The organism is Pseudomonas sp. AC136 (assembly GCF_979258585.1).
In genome coordinates this window covers 3,532,380-3,548,981 of record NZ_OZ409865.1, presented here as the reverse complement: position 1 = coordinate 3,548,981, position 16,602 = coordinate 3,532,380, and the positions used below count along the sequence as shown (strand labels likewise).

Here is a 16,602-nt window from a genome sequence, read left to right as displayed (position 1 = left end):
GGGCCTGGTGAGTCTCTGATTAAACCGAGAGCAGCAGGAACTCGCGTTCCCACGAGCTGATTACGCGCTTGAAGTTTTCGTGCTCGGCACGCTTCACGGCGATGTAACCGCTGACAAACTTGTTGCCCAGGTACTTCTCGACGGTCTTGGAGTTTTCCATGCGCTCCAGGGCGTCTTCGATGGTCAGCGGCAGGCGCAGGTTGCGGCGCTCATAGCCGCGACCTTTGACCTGGGCGCTCGGGTTCAGCTGCTCGACCATGCCGATATAGCCGCACAGCAAGCTGGCTGCGATGGCGATATACGGGTTGGCGTCGGCACCGGGCAGGCGGTTTTCCACGCGGCGGTTTTGCGGCGACGCGTCCGGCACGCGCAGGCCCACGGTGCGGTTTTCTTCGCCCCATTCCACGTTTACCGGCGCCGAGGTGTCGGGCAGGAAGCGGCGGAAGGAGTTCACGTTCGGCGCGAACAGCGGCAACAGCTCAGGAATGTATTTCTGCAGACCACCGATGTGGTGCAGGAACAGCTGGCTCATGGTGCCGTCTTCGTTGGAGAAGATGCTTTTGCCGGTGGCGATGTCGATGATGCTCTGGTGCAAGTGCATCGCGCTGCCAGGCTCGCCGGTCATGGGCTTGGCCATAAAGGTGGCGGCCACATTATGTTTGAGCGCGGCTTCACGCATGGTGCGTTTGAAGATGATGATCTGGTCGGCCAGGTGCAGGGCGTCGCCGTGACGGAAGTTGATTTCCATCTGCGCGGTGCCGTCTTCGTGGATCAGGGTGTCCAGATCCAGTTCCTGCAATTCGCACCAGTCGTAGACGTCTTCGAACAGCGGATCGAATTCGTTGGCGGCGTCGATGGAGAACGACTGGCGACCAGTCTCGGCGCGGCCAGAACGGCCAATCGGGGCTTGCAGCGGGTAATCCGGGTCGTCGCTGCGCTTGGTCAGGTAGAACTCCATTTCCGGCGCGACGATAGGCTGCCAGCCTTTCTCGGCGTAGAGCTTGAGCACCTTCTTAAGGATGTTGCGCGGCGACAACTCGATCGGGTTGCCTTGCTTGTCGTAGGTGTCGTGAATCACCTGGGCGGTAGGCTCGATGGCCCACGGTACGAGGAACACGGCATTTTCGTCCGGGCGGCAGATCATATCGATGTCAGCCGGGTCGAGCAGGTCGTAATAAATGTCGTCTTCCACGTAGTCGCCGGTGACGGTCTGGAGCAATACGCTCTCAGGCAGGCGCATGCCCTTCTCATCGATGAACTTGTTCGTGGGCGCAATCTTGCCGCGCGAAATGCCGCTTAGATCACTAATAAAGCACTCAACTTCGGTGATCTTGCGCTCTTTCAGCCAACTGGTGAGTTGGTCGAGTTTGGGACTCATAAAGACCTCAGGGGGGATTGAAAACTTAGCTCTATAGCTAAGCTCAGCGTTGACTCGCCCGCTTGCGGCAGGCATCTCCAAATGCCTGGAAGATGGCGAGGTATTCGGGGTTCGAGGCCACTTGCCATTCAGGGTGCCACTGCACACCGAGGGCGAAGCTTTTGGCGCCTTCAACCGAGACCGACTCGATCAGTCCGTCAGGGGCCAGGGCCTCAACACGCAGGCCCGGCGCCAGACGTTCAACGCCCTGACCATGTATGGAATTGACGCGAATCTCGCCTGGCAAACCAAGGCCGGCGAGCACACCACCCGGCTGCACATGCAGCGGGTGACTGGGTGAATACTGCACTTCAACCGGCTCGTTTTCCGGCTCGCGGTGATCCATGAAGGTGCCGGTTTCGTGAACCTTCTGGTGCAAGCTGCCGCCAAACGCCACGTTCATTTCCTGAAACCCGCGGCAAATACCGAATACGGGCACGCCTGCGGCCACCGCTGCGCGAATCAGGGGCAGCGTGGTGGCGTCGCGTTCAGGATCATGGAGCGTGCCGGGCGCACTGGCCGGGCCGCTATAAAGGTGGGGTTCTACGTTGGACGGCGAGCCAGTGAACAACAGGCCGTCTAGACTCTCCAGCAGGGCGTCGAAATCGAGCAAATCGGCCAGCGAAGGAATGATCAATGGCAGGCCACCTGCGCCGACGGCCACTGCCCGAACGTATTTGTCACCCGCTATATGGTAGGGATGGAGGCCGACCTGCTTGGTGCAGGCGGTAACGCCGATTAACGGCAGGCGCGACATGGGACACCCGTTTTATTGCTGTTATGGGTTTGAACCGGAGCTTAGCCTTGTTCATTTTTTTACACAATAGTGATGTAAAAAATCTAACACGGCTCGCTGAGCGCCGCGCCAGACAAGGGCGCCAAGGGGGTTAAGATGCCCTGAAACGCCCTAAAAATGGCCACTGCGCCCCGTTTCAGGGCAAAATGTGGCACTATTGACAGCCTGAGGCGATTAAGATTGACTCACACCCCATCAGTCTGATGATTGATATTTTTAACAATAAAGGTGTTGCATCATGTCGGTACCCCCGCGTGCCGTTCAGCTTAACGAAGCGAACGCGTTCCTTAAGGAACATCCTGAGGTCCTGTTCGTCGACCTTCTTATTGCAGATATGAATGGTGTGGTGCGCGGTAAGCGCATCGAGCGTGCGAGCCTGCACAAGGTTTACGAACGCGGCATCAACCTCCCGGCTTCTTTATTCGCACTCGATATCAACGGCTCGACAGTGGAAAGCACTGGCCTGGGTCTGGATATCGGCGATGCCGACCGTATCTGCTACCCCATTCCGAACACGCTATGTAATGAGCCTTGGCAGAAGCGTCCGACCGCGCAACTGTTGATGACCATGCATGAAATGGAAGGCGAGCCGTTTTTCGCCGATCCACGGGAAGTGTTGCGGCAGGTGGTCGCGAAGTTCGACGAACTGGGCCTTACTATTTGCGCCGCGTTTGAACTTGAGTTTTATCTGATCGACCAGGCAAACGTGAACGGCCGGCCTCAGCCGCCGCTGTCGCCGCTGTCGGGCAAACGTCCGCACTCCACACAGGTTTATCTCATCGATGACCTGGACGAGTACGCCGAATGCCTGCAAGACATCCTCGAAGGCGCTAAAGAGCAGGGCATTCCTGCTGACGCCATCGTCAAGGAAAGTGCTCCGGCGCAATTCGAAGTCAATCTCCACCATGTGGCCGATCCCATCAAGGCGTGCGACTACGCCCTGCTGCTCAAGCGTCTGGTGAAAAACATCGCCTATGACCATGAGATGGACACCACCTTCATGGCCAAGCCGTACCCGAACCAAGCGGGCAACGGTCTGCATGTGCATATTTCGATTCTGGACAAAGAAGGCAACAACATCTTTGCCTGCGATGACCCGGAACAGAACGATGCCCTGCGCCACGCCATTGGCGGTGTGCTGGAAACCATGCCGGCCTCGATGGCGTTCCTCTGCCCTAACGTCAACTCGTACCGCCGTTTCGGCGCACAGTTCTATGTGCCGAACTCGCCGAGCTGGGGTATCGATAACCGTACTGTTGCCTTGCGCGTGCCTAACGACACCCGCGATGCCGTGCGTATCGAACACCGCGTTGCCGGCGCCGATGCCAACCCGTACCTGCTGCTCTCGGCAGTACTGGCGGGCGTGCACCATGGCCTGACCAACAAGATCGAGCCAAGCGCACCGGTAGAAGGCAACTCCTACGAGCAGAACGAGCAGAGCCTGCCGAACAACTTGCGTGATGCCCTGCGCCTGTTGGACGACAGCGAAGTCATGGCCCGTTATATCGACCCGAAATACATCGACATCTTCGTCGCCTGTAAAGAGAGTGAACTCGCCGAGTTCGAAAACTCCATTTCGGACCTCGAGTACAACTGGTACCTGCACACGGTGTAAGTACCTACTCAACGCCGGCCCTCGGGCCGGCGTTGTTTTATCTGCTAACTCCAATTTTGCCTACACCGCAGCCTCGCGCTGCGGTGTTGTTTGTGTGCCATGGCCAGCCCAGACGTGCATCGAATCCACCAGACATGTCGCGGCTCGCTCAGTTGTAAAGGATTTGAGCGATAACTCCGTTCGCCGCGCCTTTTGTGCGGCCCATGCTGTGAACCGACACGTAAGGAAGTCGTCATGCCACGCTTTTTAGCCGCACTGTTGTTTGCTGGCTCATCCGTTCTGCTCGCCGCCCCGGCCGTCCATGCCGAAGACCTGGTGGTCTACAACTGGAACGACTACATCGCCCCGCAGGTGCTGGTCGATTTCGAAAAAGAAACCGGCATACATGTCGACTACCACACCTACAGCACCGCCGAGGAACTTGAAAAAGCCCTGGCCAGCGGCGAGTCCATCGACATCGCCGTGCCGTCGCACGACACCCTGCCGGCACTGATCAAAGCCGGGCGCTTGCAGCCGCTGGACCTCACCCGCCTGCCCAACCGCTCGCACCTCGACAAACAGCTGCTGAGCAAACTCAACGCCGTGGATCCGCAAAACCGCTACGCGATTCCCTATCTCTGGGGCGCGGTCGGCTTGGCCATCAACGTACCGCAGGCGGAAAAAGCCTTTGGCGGCCCGCTGCCGAACAGCTGGAGCCTGCTGTTCGACCCGGCGCAAAGCGCGCGCCTGGCCAGTTGCGGTATCAGCGTGCTGGATGCGCCGGATGAAGTGATGTCGGTCGCCATGAATTACCTCGGCCGCAGCCTCGCCCACAGCCCGCCGACGCAAATCAAACAGGGCGGCGACATGTTGCAGGCCGTTCGCAGGAACATTCGCTACGTCGACAGCGAACGCTATATCGACGATTTGAAAGAGGGGCGGCTGTGCATGTCGCTCGCCTGGGTGGGCGATGCATTGGGCGCGAGCGCTGCCGGGCAGAACGTGCAATTCGTGGTGCCGGATGAAGGCTCGGTGCTGTTTATCGACAACTTGGTCATTCCCAGCAGCGCCCGCCGCGCCGACCTGGCGCACCGCTTTATCGACTACGTGATGCAACCAAAAGTGGCCGCGCAAATCACCGCCGAAACCCTCTACCCCAGCGGCAACGCCGACGCCCGCCAATTCCTCGACCCGGCCCTGCGCGACCAACCCGGCCTGTACCCAGACCGCGCCACCAAGCGCCGGCTGGCTGCGCTGGAAGTGCTGCCGGAGAAAATCTCGCCGATCAAAGACGAGGTGTGGGGCAAATTTCGTAGCGGCAGTTGAAAGGATTAAGCCGTTCCCACAAGCGCGAGTCCGCCTCTGTGGGAGCGGCTTCGGCCGCGATGCTCTTCCAGCCCCCGCTTGCCCCCACCGTGCGGCCTGACGTCCAATAGCGCCTCGATCAAGGAGAGCCTTATGCAGCGTCCCGCCACCGCCCGCAAACCCCGCGCCAGCAGCCAGGCGCGCATCGCGTCCATTCTCGATGCCGCGCGCGCCTTGTTAGCGGAGGAAGGCGTTGCCGGCCTGTCGATTTACAGCGTGGCCGAGCGCGCGCTGATGCCGCCCTCCTCCGTGTACCACTTCTTCGCCAGCGTGCCGGCCATTCTCGAAGCGCTGACGGCGGATGTGCACGCCGCCTTTCGCGCCACGCTCGAATGCCCCATCGACCACACCAGCCTGCAGCACTGGCGCGATCTTTCGCGCCTGGTCGAGCAGCGCATGTTGGACATCTACACCGGCGACGCCGCCGCCCGGCAGTTAATCCTCGCCCAGCACGGGCTCGCTGAAGTCACCCAGGCCGACCGCCAGCACGACATCGAATTGGGCCGGCTGCTGCACGCCCTGTTCGACCGCCACTTCCCTCTGCCGCAATTGCCCACCGAGCTGGATGTGTTTGCCCTGGCGCTGGAACTCAGCGACCGCGTTTACGCCCGCTCGGTGCAGCAACATGGCGAGATCACCCCGCGCCTGGCCGAAGAAGGCATGCGTGTGTTCGATGTTTATCTGGGTTTGTACTTGCCGGCATTCCTGCCAAAGCGCGAAACGCGGGCCACATAACCGATATTTATCTGCTCATTTATCGATAAATAGCGACCAATAGACAAAATCACCTTCTAAGTCGGATTTTTATCGACTATAAAGTGGCACCTGCAAAACGGCTTTTAGGGCCTGCCAACAAGAAAAGAGGTGTTTGATGTCTCGTACCGTAACTGTCGCCGCCACGCAGATGGCCTGTTCCTGGGACCGTGCCGCGAATATCGCCACGGCGGAAAAACTGGTTCGCGAAGCCGCCGCCAAGGGCGCGCAAATCATCCTGATTCAGGAGCTGTTCGAGACTCCCTACTTCTGCCAGAAGCCCAATCCCGAGTACCTGCAACTGGCCACGCCAACCGACACCAACGCCGCCATCGCCCATTTCCAGAAGGTGGCCAAAGAGTTGAGCGTGGTGTTGCCCATCAGCTACTTCGAACTGGCCGGGCGCGCGCGTTTCAACAGCATCGCCATCATCGACGCCGACGGCAGCAACCTCGGTGTGTACCGCAAAAGCCACATTCCTGACGGTCCCGGCTACCACGAGAAGTACTACTTCAACCCCGGCGACACCGGCTTCAAGGTGTGGAACACCCGCTACGCGAAAATCGGCGTGGGCATTTGCTGGGACCAGTGGTTCCCCGAATGCGCCCGCAGCATGGCGCTGATGGGCGCGGAAATTCTGTTCTACCCGACCGCCATCGGCAGCGAGCCGCACGACAAAACCATCAGCTCGCGCGACCATTGGCAGCGCGTGCAGCAAGGCCATGCCGGCGCTAACCTGATGCCGCTGATTGCCTCCAACCGCATCGGCAATGAAGCGCAAGACGGCTACGACATCACCTTCTACGGCTCCTCGTTTATCGCCAACCAGTTCGGCGAAAAGGTCGAGGAACTCAACGAAATCGAAGAAGGCGTGCTGGTGCATACTTTCGACCTGGACCAACTCGAACACATCCGCAGCGCCTGGGGCAGCTTCCGTGATCGTCGGCCGAACCTGTACGGTCCGATCAAAACCCTCGACGGTGCGCTCGAATCCTGACACCTACCTGTAGGAGCGGCTTTAGCCGCGATGCTTTTCTCCACCAACAGCATCGCGGCTAAAGCCGCTCCTACAAGTACCCAACAAGGTATTTGCAATGACCACACTGACCTCCACCCCCCGCGCCGACGGCTTCTTCATGCCAGCCGAGTGGGCGCCCCACAGCCAAACCTGGATGGTGTGGCCGCAGCGCCCCGACAACTGGCGCCTGGGCGGCAAGCCGGCACAAGCGGCGTTTACTGCCGTGGCCAAAGCCATTGCCCGCTTTGAACCGGTGACCGTCTGCGTGAACGCCGACCAATACGAAAACGCCCGCGCGCGCCTGGATGCCGACAATATCCGCGTGGTGGAAATCAGCACCGACGACGCCTGGGTGCGCGACACCGGGCCGACCTTTGTGCGCAACGCCAGCGGCGAAATTCGCGGCGTGGACTGGACCTTCAACGCCTGGGGCGGCTTCGACGGCGGGCTGTATTCGCCCTGGACTCGCGACGATCAGGTGGCCAGCAAAATCCTCGAAATCGAACGCCGCGACCGCTACCGCACCGAAGGGTTTGTGCTGGAAGGCGGCTCGATTCACGTCGACGGCGAAGGCACGGTGATCACCACCGAAGAATGCCTGCTCAACCGCAACCGCAACCCGCACCTAAGCCGCGAAGACATCGAAGCGGTGTTGCGCGATCACCTGGCCATCGACACCGTGATCTGGCTGCCCGACGGCCTGTTCAACGACGAAACCGACGGCCACGTCGACAACTTCTGCTGCTACGTGCGCCCCGGCGAAGTGCTCCTGGCCTGGACCGACGACACGCAAAACCCCAACTACGAGCGCTGCCAGGCCGCCATGCGCGTGCTGGAAAGCGTGAAAGACGCTAAAGGTCGCCAGTTGATCGTGCACAAAATGCCGATTCCCGGCCCGCTGTACGCCACCGATGAAGAATGCGCAGGCGTGGATTTGGTGGCGGGTACGCAAGAGCGCGACCCGTCGATTCGCCTGGCCGGTTCGTACGTGAACTTCCTCATCGTCAACGGCGGCATCATCGCCCCCAGCTTCGACGACCCGAAAGACGCCGAAGCCAAAGCGATCTTGCAGCGGCTGTTTCCAGAGCATGAAGTGGTGATGGTGCCGGGGCGGGAAATTTTGCTGGGTGGTGGGAATATTCACTGCATTACGCAGCAGCAGCCGGCTTAACAAAAAAGCATCGCGGCTGAAGCCGCTCCTACAGATTGCACATTCCTGTAGGAGCGGCTTTAGCCGCGATGCTCTTGTTTACTAAGCCCGAATAATCCGGTTTTTCCCCTGCCGCTTGGCGTTGTACATCGCCGCGTCGGCGCGGGCGAACAGGGTGTCGAGGGTGACGTCGGCATCGGTCAGGCTGGTCAGCCCCTGGCTCACCGTCACACCAAAGGTGACGCCGTTGCAGCTGAACACCAGCCGCTGAATTTCCCGCTGCAAGCGCTCGGCAATTTGCAGAGCCAGCTCCTCGGTGCAGCAGGGAAATAGCGCGGCAAACTCTTCCCCACCGATACGCCCGAACAAGTCGCCACGACGCAACGCCGCGCTGCCGCACTGGGCGATCCGTTGCAGCACCACGTCGCCCATCTGATGGCCGTAGGTGTCGTTGATCTGTTTGAAGTTATCCACGTCCAGTAACAGGAACGCCAACGGCGCGTCTTCCTGGGTGGCTTGCTGGAATTCGGTGTGGGCGCATTCGAAGAAGTAGCGGCGGTTGCTGCTTTGCGTCAGCACGTCGGTCGTGGCCAGACGGTGCAGCTCGCCTTCCAGGTGTTTCTTCTCGGTGATGTCTTCGGCAATGCCGACCACAATCAGCGGCTTGCCGGCTTCGGCCTGGCGGCTGATAAAGCATTTGTCGCTCAGCCACCGCAATTGGCCGTCGGCCCGGAGAATGCGGTATTCGCGGTCTTCAACGGCGCCTTTGACCAGCACCTCGGCGAAGGTAGCGGCGGCGTGCTCAACGTCGTCGGGGTAGATGCTGTTCAGCCATTCCCCGTAATCGGCCATCAACAAGCCTGCGTTACGGCCGAACACGCGCTCGTAGGCGGGGCTGACGTAGAGAATGCGCTGGGCATCCCAGTCGAACGCCCATAGCACGATGTTTACGCTGTCCAGCAGCGAGCTGAACATCTGCTCACGCTCGCGCAAACGCTCCACTTCGCCGCGGCTATGCAGCAGCGCCAGAGTCAGTTCTTCCAACTCGGGGGAAAGTGGCAGTGTTAATGGGGGATGTTCGTCCATTAGATGTCCTTTTCTATCAACGAAACTACGACCATCGACGCGGCATAAGGTGCCAATCCCTGACACAGAAAAAAGCCCGCCAATCGGCGGGCTTTGACGCTTTATGGCGCAGTTATAGCCTGTTTACAGCGCGTTTGCCGGACGCAACGAGTAGGTTTTGAGGTGTTCCGCAAAATCACGCAACGACTGAATGCCGCTGGCTTCCGCTTCGCTCACCCAAAGCTTCATCGCCTCGAGCATGTCGTGGCCATTGCTGCTGGTTTTCACCCAGATATGCTGCAGGGCCAGACGCTTTTCATAGATCACTTTCAGCGCCTGGCTTTGCTCCAGCATGGCTTGAATGCGCTGGTGATGACGCTCTTCCAGCAGGCTGGTTTCTCGCGACAGCAAGCGCTTGGCGCGGTGGAATTTAGCCCGAACCGAGGCGTCGGCTTTGGCCAGTTCCAGTTTCACCAGCGGCGCGATAACGGCGCGGCGGTACTGGGCCATGATCTGGAAGCGGTTGTTGAGAATGGCCATGGCGGTGTCCATGTCCAAGTAGCCTTTGCCCGTCACCCGATGAGCAATCGGCGCCACACGCTGCACCTTGGCCAGGCGCAAAAAGCTGAACAGTTGAATCCAGGCCCAGCCCATGTCGAATTCCCACTTGCGAACCGACAACTTCGCCGAGTTCGGGTAGGTGTGGTGGTTGTTATGCAGCTCTTCGCCGCCGATCAAAATGCCCCACGGCACCAGGTTGGTGGCGGCATCACGGCATTCGAAGTTGCGGTAGCCGACGGCATGGCCCAAGCCGTTGATAACACCGGCAGCCCACACGGGAATCCACATCATCTGCACGGCCCACACGGTGATACCCAGCGCGCCGAACAGGGCCAGGTCGATCACCGCCATGATCGCGATACCGCCCAACGGGAAGCGCGAGTACACCTTGCGCTCGATCCAGTCTTCGGGGCAGTTCTTGCCATAAATCCGCAGGGTTTCGGGGTTTTCCGCTTCAGCGCGGTACAGTTCCGCGCCTTTGCGCAGCACGGTCGACAAACCTTTAATAACCGGGCTGTGCGGGTCGTCAGCGGTTTCACATTTGGCGTGGTGTTTACGGTGAATGGCAGTCCATTCACGGGTGTTCTGGCCGGTGGTCATCCACAGCCAGAAACGGAAAAAGTGCTTGAGCGCAGGGTGCAGTTCCAACGAGCGGTGCGCGGAGTAGCGATGCAAATAAACCGTCACCGACACAATGGTCACGTGGGTCATCAGCAAGGTAACCGCCAGAACCTGCCAGGCCGACAGGTCGAGAAAACCGTTGTACCACATAGATGGAGCTACCTCGGAAAAGTGAACGCCGGCTGGATCAACCTGGCGTGGGCATTATCTCTAAGCAGTGTGAGAAAACCACCCTGCACTTAGATCAAAATATGTTCAATTTCTGGGTGCTCTGTTCGGCTGGCGATCAATTTCGAGGAAGACGCTTGGCGGTTGCGGCCAAAATGCGCATCGCTAGCGCTCGCCGGCATGACCGATTGCGCACCTGAGGAATAATCGGCTGTTGAGCGGGAATGCTTAGGCCCGCTCGTCATGACGGCGCGGTGTAGCACGATGGAGCAAGCCAAACGGTGGCGCTCTTCGGCGCGCCTTAAAAGCATCGAGGCTAAAGCCTCTCCCACAACAAGCGCGAACGCGGTCGCTGTGGGAGAGGCTTCAGCCTCGATTTCCTGGAAACATCGGTGCCGGCAACTTACAGCTTGGCAATCGACACTTCAGTGGATTTCACGAACGCAATCACTTCGCTGCCCACGCCCAATTCCAGCTCTTTGACCGAGCGGGTGGTGATGACGGAGGTGACGATGCCGGAAGCGGTTTGTACGTCGATTTCCGACAACACGTCGCCTAGCACGATTTCCTTGATAGTGCCTTTGAATTGGTTACGGACGTTGATCGCTTTAATGGTCATGGTGTTTCTCCTGGTACGTGGGTAGTTGGTTCGAGTCAGTGAGTTACAAGGCCCAGCGCAGTTGCGTGGGCAGGGGTGAAACCGGTTCTGGTGGTGGTGGGCCCGGTGGAATTTCGAGAACACGGTTGAGCACTTCGGCTTCCAGCGCGGCCAAGCGCGCCGAGCCCCGTTGCCGTGGACGAGCCAGGTTTACCGGCAGGTCGAGGCCGATGTGGCCGTCTTCAATCAGAATCACGCGGTCGGCAATCGCCACCGCTTCGCTGACGTCGTGGGTCACCAGCAGCACGGTGAAGCCGTGTTTCTGCCAGAGGCTTTCGATCAGTTGCTGCATTTCAATGCGAGTTAACGCGTCGAGGGCGCCCAAGGGTTCGTCGAGCAGCAGCAAACGCGGTTGGTGAATCAGCGCGCGCGCCAGTGCAACGCGCTGCTTCTGTCCGCCCGACAATGCCGCGGGCCATTCGTGAGCACGTTCTGCCAGCCCAACGGCCTGCAACGCTTCCAGCGCACGGGGGCGCCAGTCGCCGCTAAGGCCCAGGCCGACGTTGTCGATGACTCGCTTCCACGGCAGCAGCCGCGAGTCTTGGAACATCAGGCGCGTGTCTTCGCGGGCTTCGCTGAGCGGCGCCGAACCGGCGAGCAAGGCGCCGCGGGTGGGCGTGTCCAGGCCGGCCAACAGGCGCAGCAAGGTGCTTTTGCCACAGCCGCTACGGCCAACCACGGCAACGAACTGCCCGGCCGGAATCAGCAGCTCAATGTTGTGCAACACCTCGCGCTCGCCGAAGGCTTTATGCAGGCCGCGCACCGCCAGCGGAATGCCGCCCTTTAGGTGCTGCGGCGCCACATGATTTGCGTTGAATGCGTTCATGCGGCACCGCCTTTCTTAACTTGGTAAGCCGGGTGCCAGCGCAGCCACACGCGCTCCAGGCCACGCGCCGTGGTGTCGGCCAGTTTGCCCAGCAAGGCGTAGAGCAGAATCGCCACCACCACGACATCGGTCTGCAGGAATTCACGGGCGTTCATGGCCAGGTAGCCGATGCCGGAGCTGGCCGAAATGGTCTCGGCCACGATCAGAGTCAGCCACATAAAGCCCAGGGCAAAACGCACGCCGACCAGAATCGAGGGCAAGGCGCCCGGCAGAATCACCTGACGGAACAGGCCGAAGCCCGACAACCCGTAGCTGCGCGCCATCTCCACCAGCGCCGGGTCGACGTTGCGAATGCCGTGGTAGGTGTTGAGGTAAATGGGGAACACGGTGCCGAGGGCGACGAGAAAAATCTTCGCTGACTCGTCGATGCCGAACCACAGGATCACCAGCGGAATCAGCGCCAGGTGCGGCACGTTACGAATCATCTGCACCGTGCTGTCGAGGAAGCGTTCGCCCCATTTCGACAGCCCGGTGATAAAGCCCAGCGTCAGGCCAATGCTGCCGCCAATTAGAAAGCCGATGCCGGCGCGCCAGCCGCTAATGGCCAGGTGGTGCCAGATATCGCCGCTGCTGACCAGCGCCACTGCCGCGTCGAAGACCGCACTCGGCGCCGGCAGAATGCGCGTCGACAGCCAACCGGCGACCACCGCCAATTGCCAGATCGCCAACAGCGCCACCGGCAGCACGAACGGTGCAAGGCGGTTAAGGATGTTATGCCCGGCTTTCATTTCAAGCCCCCGTAGGAGCGAGCTTGCTCGCCAAGCTCTTGGCGTCGCTGGCCGATTTCGGCAGCACGTCGTTGGCAATCATCTCGCCGAATGGGCTGACGTAACTGGCGCCTTCCGGGCGTTGCGGGCGCGCCACGTCCAGGTGCGGGAACAGCAGCTCGGCGACGCGGTACGACTCCTCCAGGTGTGGATAACCAGAGAAAATAAAGGTGTCGATGCCCAGGTCGGCATATTCCTTCACCCGTGCCGCCACGGTCTGGCCATCGCCCACCAGCGCCGTGCCGGCACCGCCGCGCACCAGGCCAACGCCGGCCCACAGGTTGGGGCTGACTTCGAGGTTGTCTTTGCTGCCTTTGTGCAACGCGGCCATGCGCTGCTGGCCAACGGAGTCGAAGCGCGCGAGCGAGGCCTGAGCGCGCTTGATGGTGTCGTCGTCCAGGTGGGAGATCAGGCGATCTGCGGCGGCCCATGCCTCTTCGTTGGTTTCACGCACAATCACATGCAGGCGAATACCAAAGCGCACGGTGCGGCCATGCTTGGCGGCTTTCTCGCGCACCTGGGCAATTTTCTCGGCGACGGCGGCTGGCGGCTCGCCCCAGGTCAGAACCATTTCCACCTGCTCGGCGGCGAGGTCTTGGGCGGCGCCTGACGAGCCACCGAAGTACAGCGGCGGACGCGGTTGTTGCAGCGGCGGATAGAGCAACTTGGCGCCCTTCACGCTGATGTGTTTGCCGTCGTAGTCCACGGTTTCGCCTTCCAGCACGCGGCGCCAGATGCGGGTGAATTCAACCGAGGCTTCGTAGCGTTCTTCGTGGCTCAGAAACAGACCGTCGCCGGCCAGTTCGTCGGGGTCGCCGCCGGTCACCAGATTGAACAAGGCGCGGCCGTTGGAAAGACGATCCAAGGTCGCCGCCTGACGCGCCGCCACGGTGGGCGAAATAATGCCGGGGCGCAGCGCAACGAGAAATTTGAGTTGGGTGGTGACGGGAATCAACGAAGCGGCCACCAGCCAGGAGTCTTCGCAGGACCGCCCCGTCGGAATCAACACGCCACCAAAACCGAGGCGGTCTGCCGCCTGGGCAATCTGTTGCAGGTAGCCGTGATCGACCGCGCGAGCGCCCTCAGCGGTGCCAAGGTAATGACCGTCGCCGTGGGTGGGAAGAAACCAGAAAATGTTCAAGCTCATGGGAGTTGTCTCCTTAGTGCCCTCCCCAACCGGGGAGGGATGCTGCAAATGGGGTTTGGTAAGCGCTGTAATTACTGGGCGGTGGCCACGCTGGCGGGCGGCGTCCAGATCACGTCCTTGATGCTCAAGGGCTTGGGAATCAGCTTGAGTTGGTAAAAGGTGTCGGCGATTTTCTGCTGCGCGGTGACCACTTCCGGGGTGATGAAATGCGCGCCGTAGCCTTGGCGTTTCACTGCGGTGAGGGTGATTTCCTTCGACAGGCCCAGCAGCGGCGCGACCTGATCGGTGACGGCCTGCGGGTCGGCTTTGGAGTCTTCGCCCACGGCACGCACTTCATCGATGAGGGCGGCGATTACTTTCGGGTTTTTCTGCGCGTAGGGTTTGGTGGCCAGGTAGAACTGGTGGTTATCCACCAGGCCCTGACCGTCACGCAGGGTGCGAGCGCCCAGCTGATTTTCGGCGGCGGCCTGGAAGGGATCCCAGATAACCCAGGCGTCGACACTGCCGCGCTCGAAAGCGGCACGGGCGTCGGCGGGCGCCAGGAAGGCAACGTCGATATCGCTGTATTTCAGGCCGGCATCTTCCAGCGCACGCACCAACAGGTAATGCACGTTGGAGCCCTTGTTGAGCACCACTTTCTTGCCCTTGAGTTCTTTCACCGATTTGATCGGCGAATCTTTGGATACCAGAATCGCTTCGCTCAGCGGTGCGGGCGGCTCGTAGGCGACATAGGTCAGATCGGCGCCGGCGGCTTGGGCAAACACCGGCGGGGTTTCACCGGTTACGCCGAAGTCGACCGAGCCGACGTTCAGGCCTTCAAGCAGTTGCGGGCCGCCGGGGAACTCGGTCCATTTAACGTCGACGCCTTGCACGGCGAGACGTTTCTCCAAGGTGCCCTTGGCTTTGAGCAGCACCAGGGTGCCGTACTTCTGATAACCGATTCGCAGGGTTTCGGCTTGTGCTTGGCTGATGGCGCCGAAAGCGGTGGCCGCGACAAACAGGGCGACCAGACTCCGACGCAAAGTAACTGGGCGCATGGCGCTCTCCTTTGCTGTTCAAGTGGTGGCGCCTGCTTGCCCGTTGGCGGGTGAGTAAGGCTGATCATTTTTGGTTTAAAGCCCCCTCTCCCTGAGGGAGAGGGCTGGGGTGAGGGGGAAATTTCAAAGGCCCCTCACCCCCCGCCCCTCTCGCCTACCCGGCCGGCCTAGCGGGAGAGGGGAGTCAAAGCGTCAAATACTCCAATTCGCCGCCAGCAACCGCTGGTTCAGCACGTTCGGGTCCAGGGGTTTTGGCCGGCGGGCCAAGGCACTGTGGAATTGTTCCAGCGCTTCGTCCAACCGTTGCTCCAGGCTGGCCGCCAGCTGCGCGGGCGCGCCGTTTTCGCCATAGGCGATCTGGCTGTCGTCGGCGAACACACCGTGCTGCACCTCCTGCGCTTTCAGTGCGGTGAGCACCGGACGCAGGGCGTAATCCACCGCGAGCATGTGCGCTTTGCTGCCGCCAGTTGAAAACGGCAGCAGCACTTTGTGTTCAAGGGCGCGTTCGGGCAGTAGGTCCAGCAGCACCTTCAACGCACCGGAAAACGAGGCCTTGTACACCGGCGTCGCAATCAACAAACCGTCCGCCGCCGCCACGTGGGCTTGCAGGGTTTGAATCTGCGGGCTGTCGAACCGGGCGTGCAGTAATTCTTCGGCGTTGAAGTCCTGAATGCGATAGCTCACCACTTCCACGCCATGCTGTTGCAGCCAACGCTGCGAGCGCTCCAACAAGATTCCACTACGGGATCTCTGGCTAGGACTGCCGCTCAACGAAACCACTAACATTGCTTACTCCTTGCCTTGCCGACTTGTTGCTGGAGGCCGCTGCCTCGAGGCTCAGGCGCGCTCAGGTAGTAACTGCTGCTCGGTATCAGCGATTGGGTTGAGGGGTCAGGCGCAGGTACGGTTTCACCGCGCGGTAGCCTTTGGGGAAGCGCTGCTTGATTTCGTCTTCGTCACGCAGCGACGGCACGATCACCACTTCATCACCGTCCTGCCAGTTGGCCGGGGTGGCGACTTTGTAGTTGTCGGTGAGTTGCAGCGAGTCGATCACGCGCAGAATTTCGTTGAAATTGCGGCCGGTGCTGGCGGGGTAGGTAATGGTCAGGCGCACCTTTTTGTTCGGGTCGATCACGAACAGCGAACGCACGGTGAGGGTGTCGTTGGCGTTGGGGTGAATCAGGTCGTACAGGCCCGACACCTTACGATCGGCGTCGGCAATGATCGGGAAGCCGACGAGCGTGCTCTGGGTTTCGTTGATGTCGTCGATCCACTTCAGGTGCGAATCAACCGGGTCTACCGACAGGGCGATTACTTTCACGCCGCGCTCGGCGAACTGGTCTTTGAGCTTGGCGGTAAAGCCCAACTCAGTGGTGCAAACCGGGGTGAAGTCAGCGGGGTGAGAAAACAAAACGCCCCAACTATTGCCCAGCCACTCGTGAAAACGAATGCGGCCTTGGCTAGAGTCTTGTTCGAAGTCGGGGGCGATGTCGCCGAGTCTTAGGCTCATGGTGCAGCTCCTGGTGCATGTCGATGCGTGGGGCTCACTATGCTCAGGCGCTGATCAAATTAAAAAGAATAAATAACAATTTATTTATA

At 60.4% G+C, this 16,602-nt stretch carries 16 protein-coding genes; 5 read left to right on the top strand and 11 right to left on the bottom strand.

Translation table 11 applies throughout. The features are described 5' to 3' along the window. Positions 1–19: 19 nt before the first annotated feature. Both ACZZZU_RS15710 and ACZZZU_RS15705 read right to left on the bottom strand, forming a co-directional pair. On the bottom strand, positions 20–1,378 hold the full coding sequence (locus tag ACZZZU_RS15710; RefSeq protein WP_108098960.1) for a glutamine synthetase family protein: 1,359 nt from the start codon (positions 1,376–1,378) through the stop codon (positions 20–22). Between the two features lie 43 nt (positions 1,379–1,421). Next, entirely contained in the window at positions 1,422–2,174 is a 753-nt protein-coding gene (locus ACZZZU_RS15705; protein WP_463540762.1) for a gamma-glutamyl-gamma-aminobutyrate hydrolase family protein, read from the bottom strand. 277 nt (positions 2,175–2,451) lie between these two features. Here ACZZZU_RS15705 and ACZZZU_RS15700 point away from each other — a divergent pair, with 277 nt between their 5' ends. From ACZZZU_RS15700 to aguA, 5 genes are all read left to right on the top strand, one after another. Further along, a complete protein-coding gene (locus ACZZZU_RS15700) occupies positions 2,452–3,828 on the top strand; it encodes a glutamine synthetase family protein (RefSeq protein WP_122453035.1) in 1,377 nt (458 codons plus the stop codon). Positions 3,829–4,062: 234 nt separating this feature from the next. Then, on the top strand, positions 4,063–5,133 hold the full coding sequence (locus tag ACZZZU_RS15695; RefSeq protein ID WP_463551135.1) for a polyamine ABC transporter substrate-binding protein: 1,071 nt from the start codon (positions 4,063–4,065) through the stop codon (positions 5,131–5,133). A gap of 132 nt (positions 5,134–5,265) precedes the next feature. Continuing rightward, positions 5,266–5,907, top strand: a complete 642-nt coding sequence (locus ACZZZU_RS15690; protein WP_463551134.1) for a TetR/AcrR family transcriptional regulator — start codon at positions 5,266–5,268, stop codon at positions 5,905–5,907. A 136-nt stretch (positions 5,908–6,043) separates the two neighbouring features. Continuing rightward, positions 6,044–6,922 carry an N-carbamoylputrescine amidase gene (aguB, locus tag ACZZZU_RS15685; protein ID WP_122497687.1) on the top strand — a complete coding sequence of 293 codons (879 nt, stop codon included), beginning with the start codon at positions 6,044–6,046 and terminating at the stop codon, positions 6,920–6,922. 97 nt (positions 6,923–7,019) lie between these two features. Beyond that, the gene (gene aguA, locus ACZZZU_RS15680) at positions 7,020–8,114 is read left to right on the top strand and encodes an agmatine deiminase (protein WP_463551133.1); all 1,095 of its coding nucleotides are present in this window, start codon (positions 7,020–7,022) and stop codon (positions 8,112–8,114) included. Positions 8,115–8,195: 81 nt separating this feature from the next. On the opposite strand, the gene ACZZZU_RS15675 is transcribed toward aguA, so the two are convergent. From ACZZZU_RS15675 to ACZZZU_RS15635, 9 genes are all read right to left on the bottom strand, one after another. Then, complete coding sequence (locus tag ACZZZU_RS15675) at positions 8,196–9,179, bottom strand: sensor domain-containing diguanylate cyclase (RefSeq protein ID WP_122497691.1); 984 nt, start codon at positions 9,177–9,179, stop codon at positions 8,196–8,198. 123 nt (positions 9,180–9,302) lie between these two features. Beyond that, positions 9,303–10,490 (bottom strand): delta-9 fatty acid desaturase DesA, encoded by a 1,188-nt coding sequence (gene desA, locus ACZZZU_RS15670; protein WP_122497693.1) that lies wholly within the window; start codon positions 10,488–10,490, stop codon positions 9,303–9,305. A 421-nt stretch (positions 10,491–10,911) separates the two neighbouring features. Continuing rightward, positions 10,912–11,127: a TOBE domain-containing protein gene (locus ACZZZU_RS15665; RefSeq protein ID WP_056842174.1), complete on the bottom strand. Its 216-nt coding sequence runs from the start codon at positions 11,125–11,127 to the stop codon at positions 10,912–10,914. 43 nt (positions 11,128–11,170) lie between these two features. Then, on the bottom strand, positions 11,171–11,992 hold the full coding sequence (ssuB, locus tag ACZZZU_RS15660) for an aliphatic sulfonates ABC transporter ATP-binding protein (RefSeq protein WP_463551132.1): 822 nt from the start codon (positions 11,990–11,992) through the stop codon (positions 11,171–11,173). Then, positions 11,989–12,780 carry an aliphatic sulfonate ABC transporter permease SsuC gene (ssuC, locus tag ACZZZU_RS15655; RefSeq protein ID WP_122497696.1) on the bottom strand — a complete coding sequence of 264 codons (792 nt, stop codon included), beginning with the start codon at positions 12,778–12,780 and terminating at the stop codon, positions 11,989–11,991. The genes ssuB and ssuC overlap by 4 nt, the downstream gene beginning before the upstream one ends. A gap of 1 nt (position 12,781) precedes the next feature. Continuing rightward, the gene (gene ssuD, locus ACZZZU_RS15650) at positions 12,782–13,966 is read right to left on the bottom strand and encodes an FMNH2-dependent alkanesulfonate monooxygenase (RefSeq protein ID WP_463551131.1); all 1,185 of its coding nucleotides are present in this window, start codon (positions 13,964–13,966) and stop codon (positions 12,782–12,784) included. Between the two features lie 71 nt (positions 13,967–14,037). Further along, positions 14,038–15,003, bottom strand: coding sequence for a sulfonate ABC transporter substrate-binding protein (locus tag ACZZZU_RS15645; RefSeq protein WP_463551130.1), 966 nt, complete (start codon positions 15,001–15,003; stop codon positions 14,038–14,040). A 192-nt stretch (positions 15,004–15,195) separates the two neighbouring features. Continuing rightward, positions 15,196–15,789, bottom strand: a complete 594-nt coding sequence (gene ssuE / locus ACZZZU_RS15640) for an NADPH-dependent FMN reductase (RefSeq protein ID WP_122453054.1) — start codon at positions 15,787–15,789, stop codon at positions 15,196–15,198. Positions 15,790–15,874: 85 nt separating this feature from the next. Next, complete coding sequence (locus ACZZZU_RS15635) at positions 15,875–16,513, bottom strand: peroxiredoxin (protein ID WP_463384446.1); 639 nt, start codon at positions 16,511–16,513, stop codon at positions 15,875–15,877. Positions 16,514–16,602 lie beyond the last annotated feature (89 nt).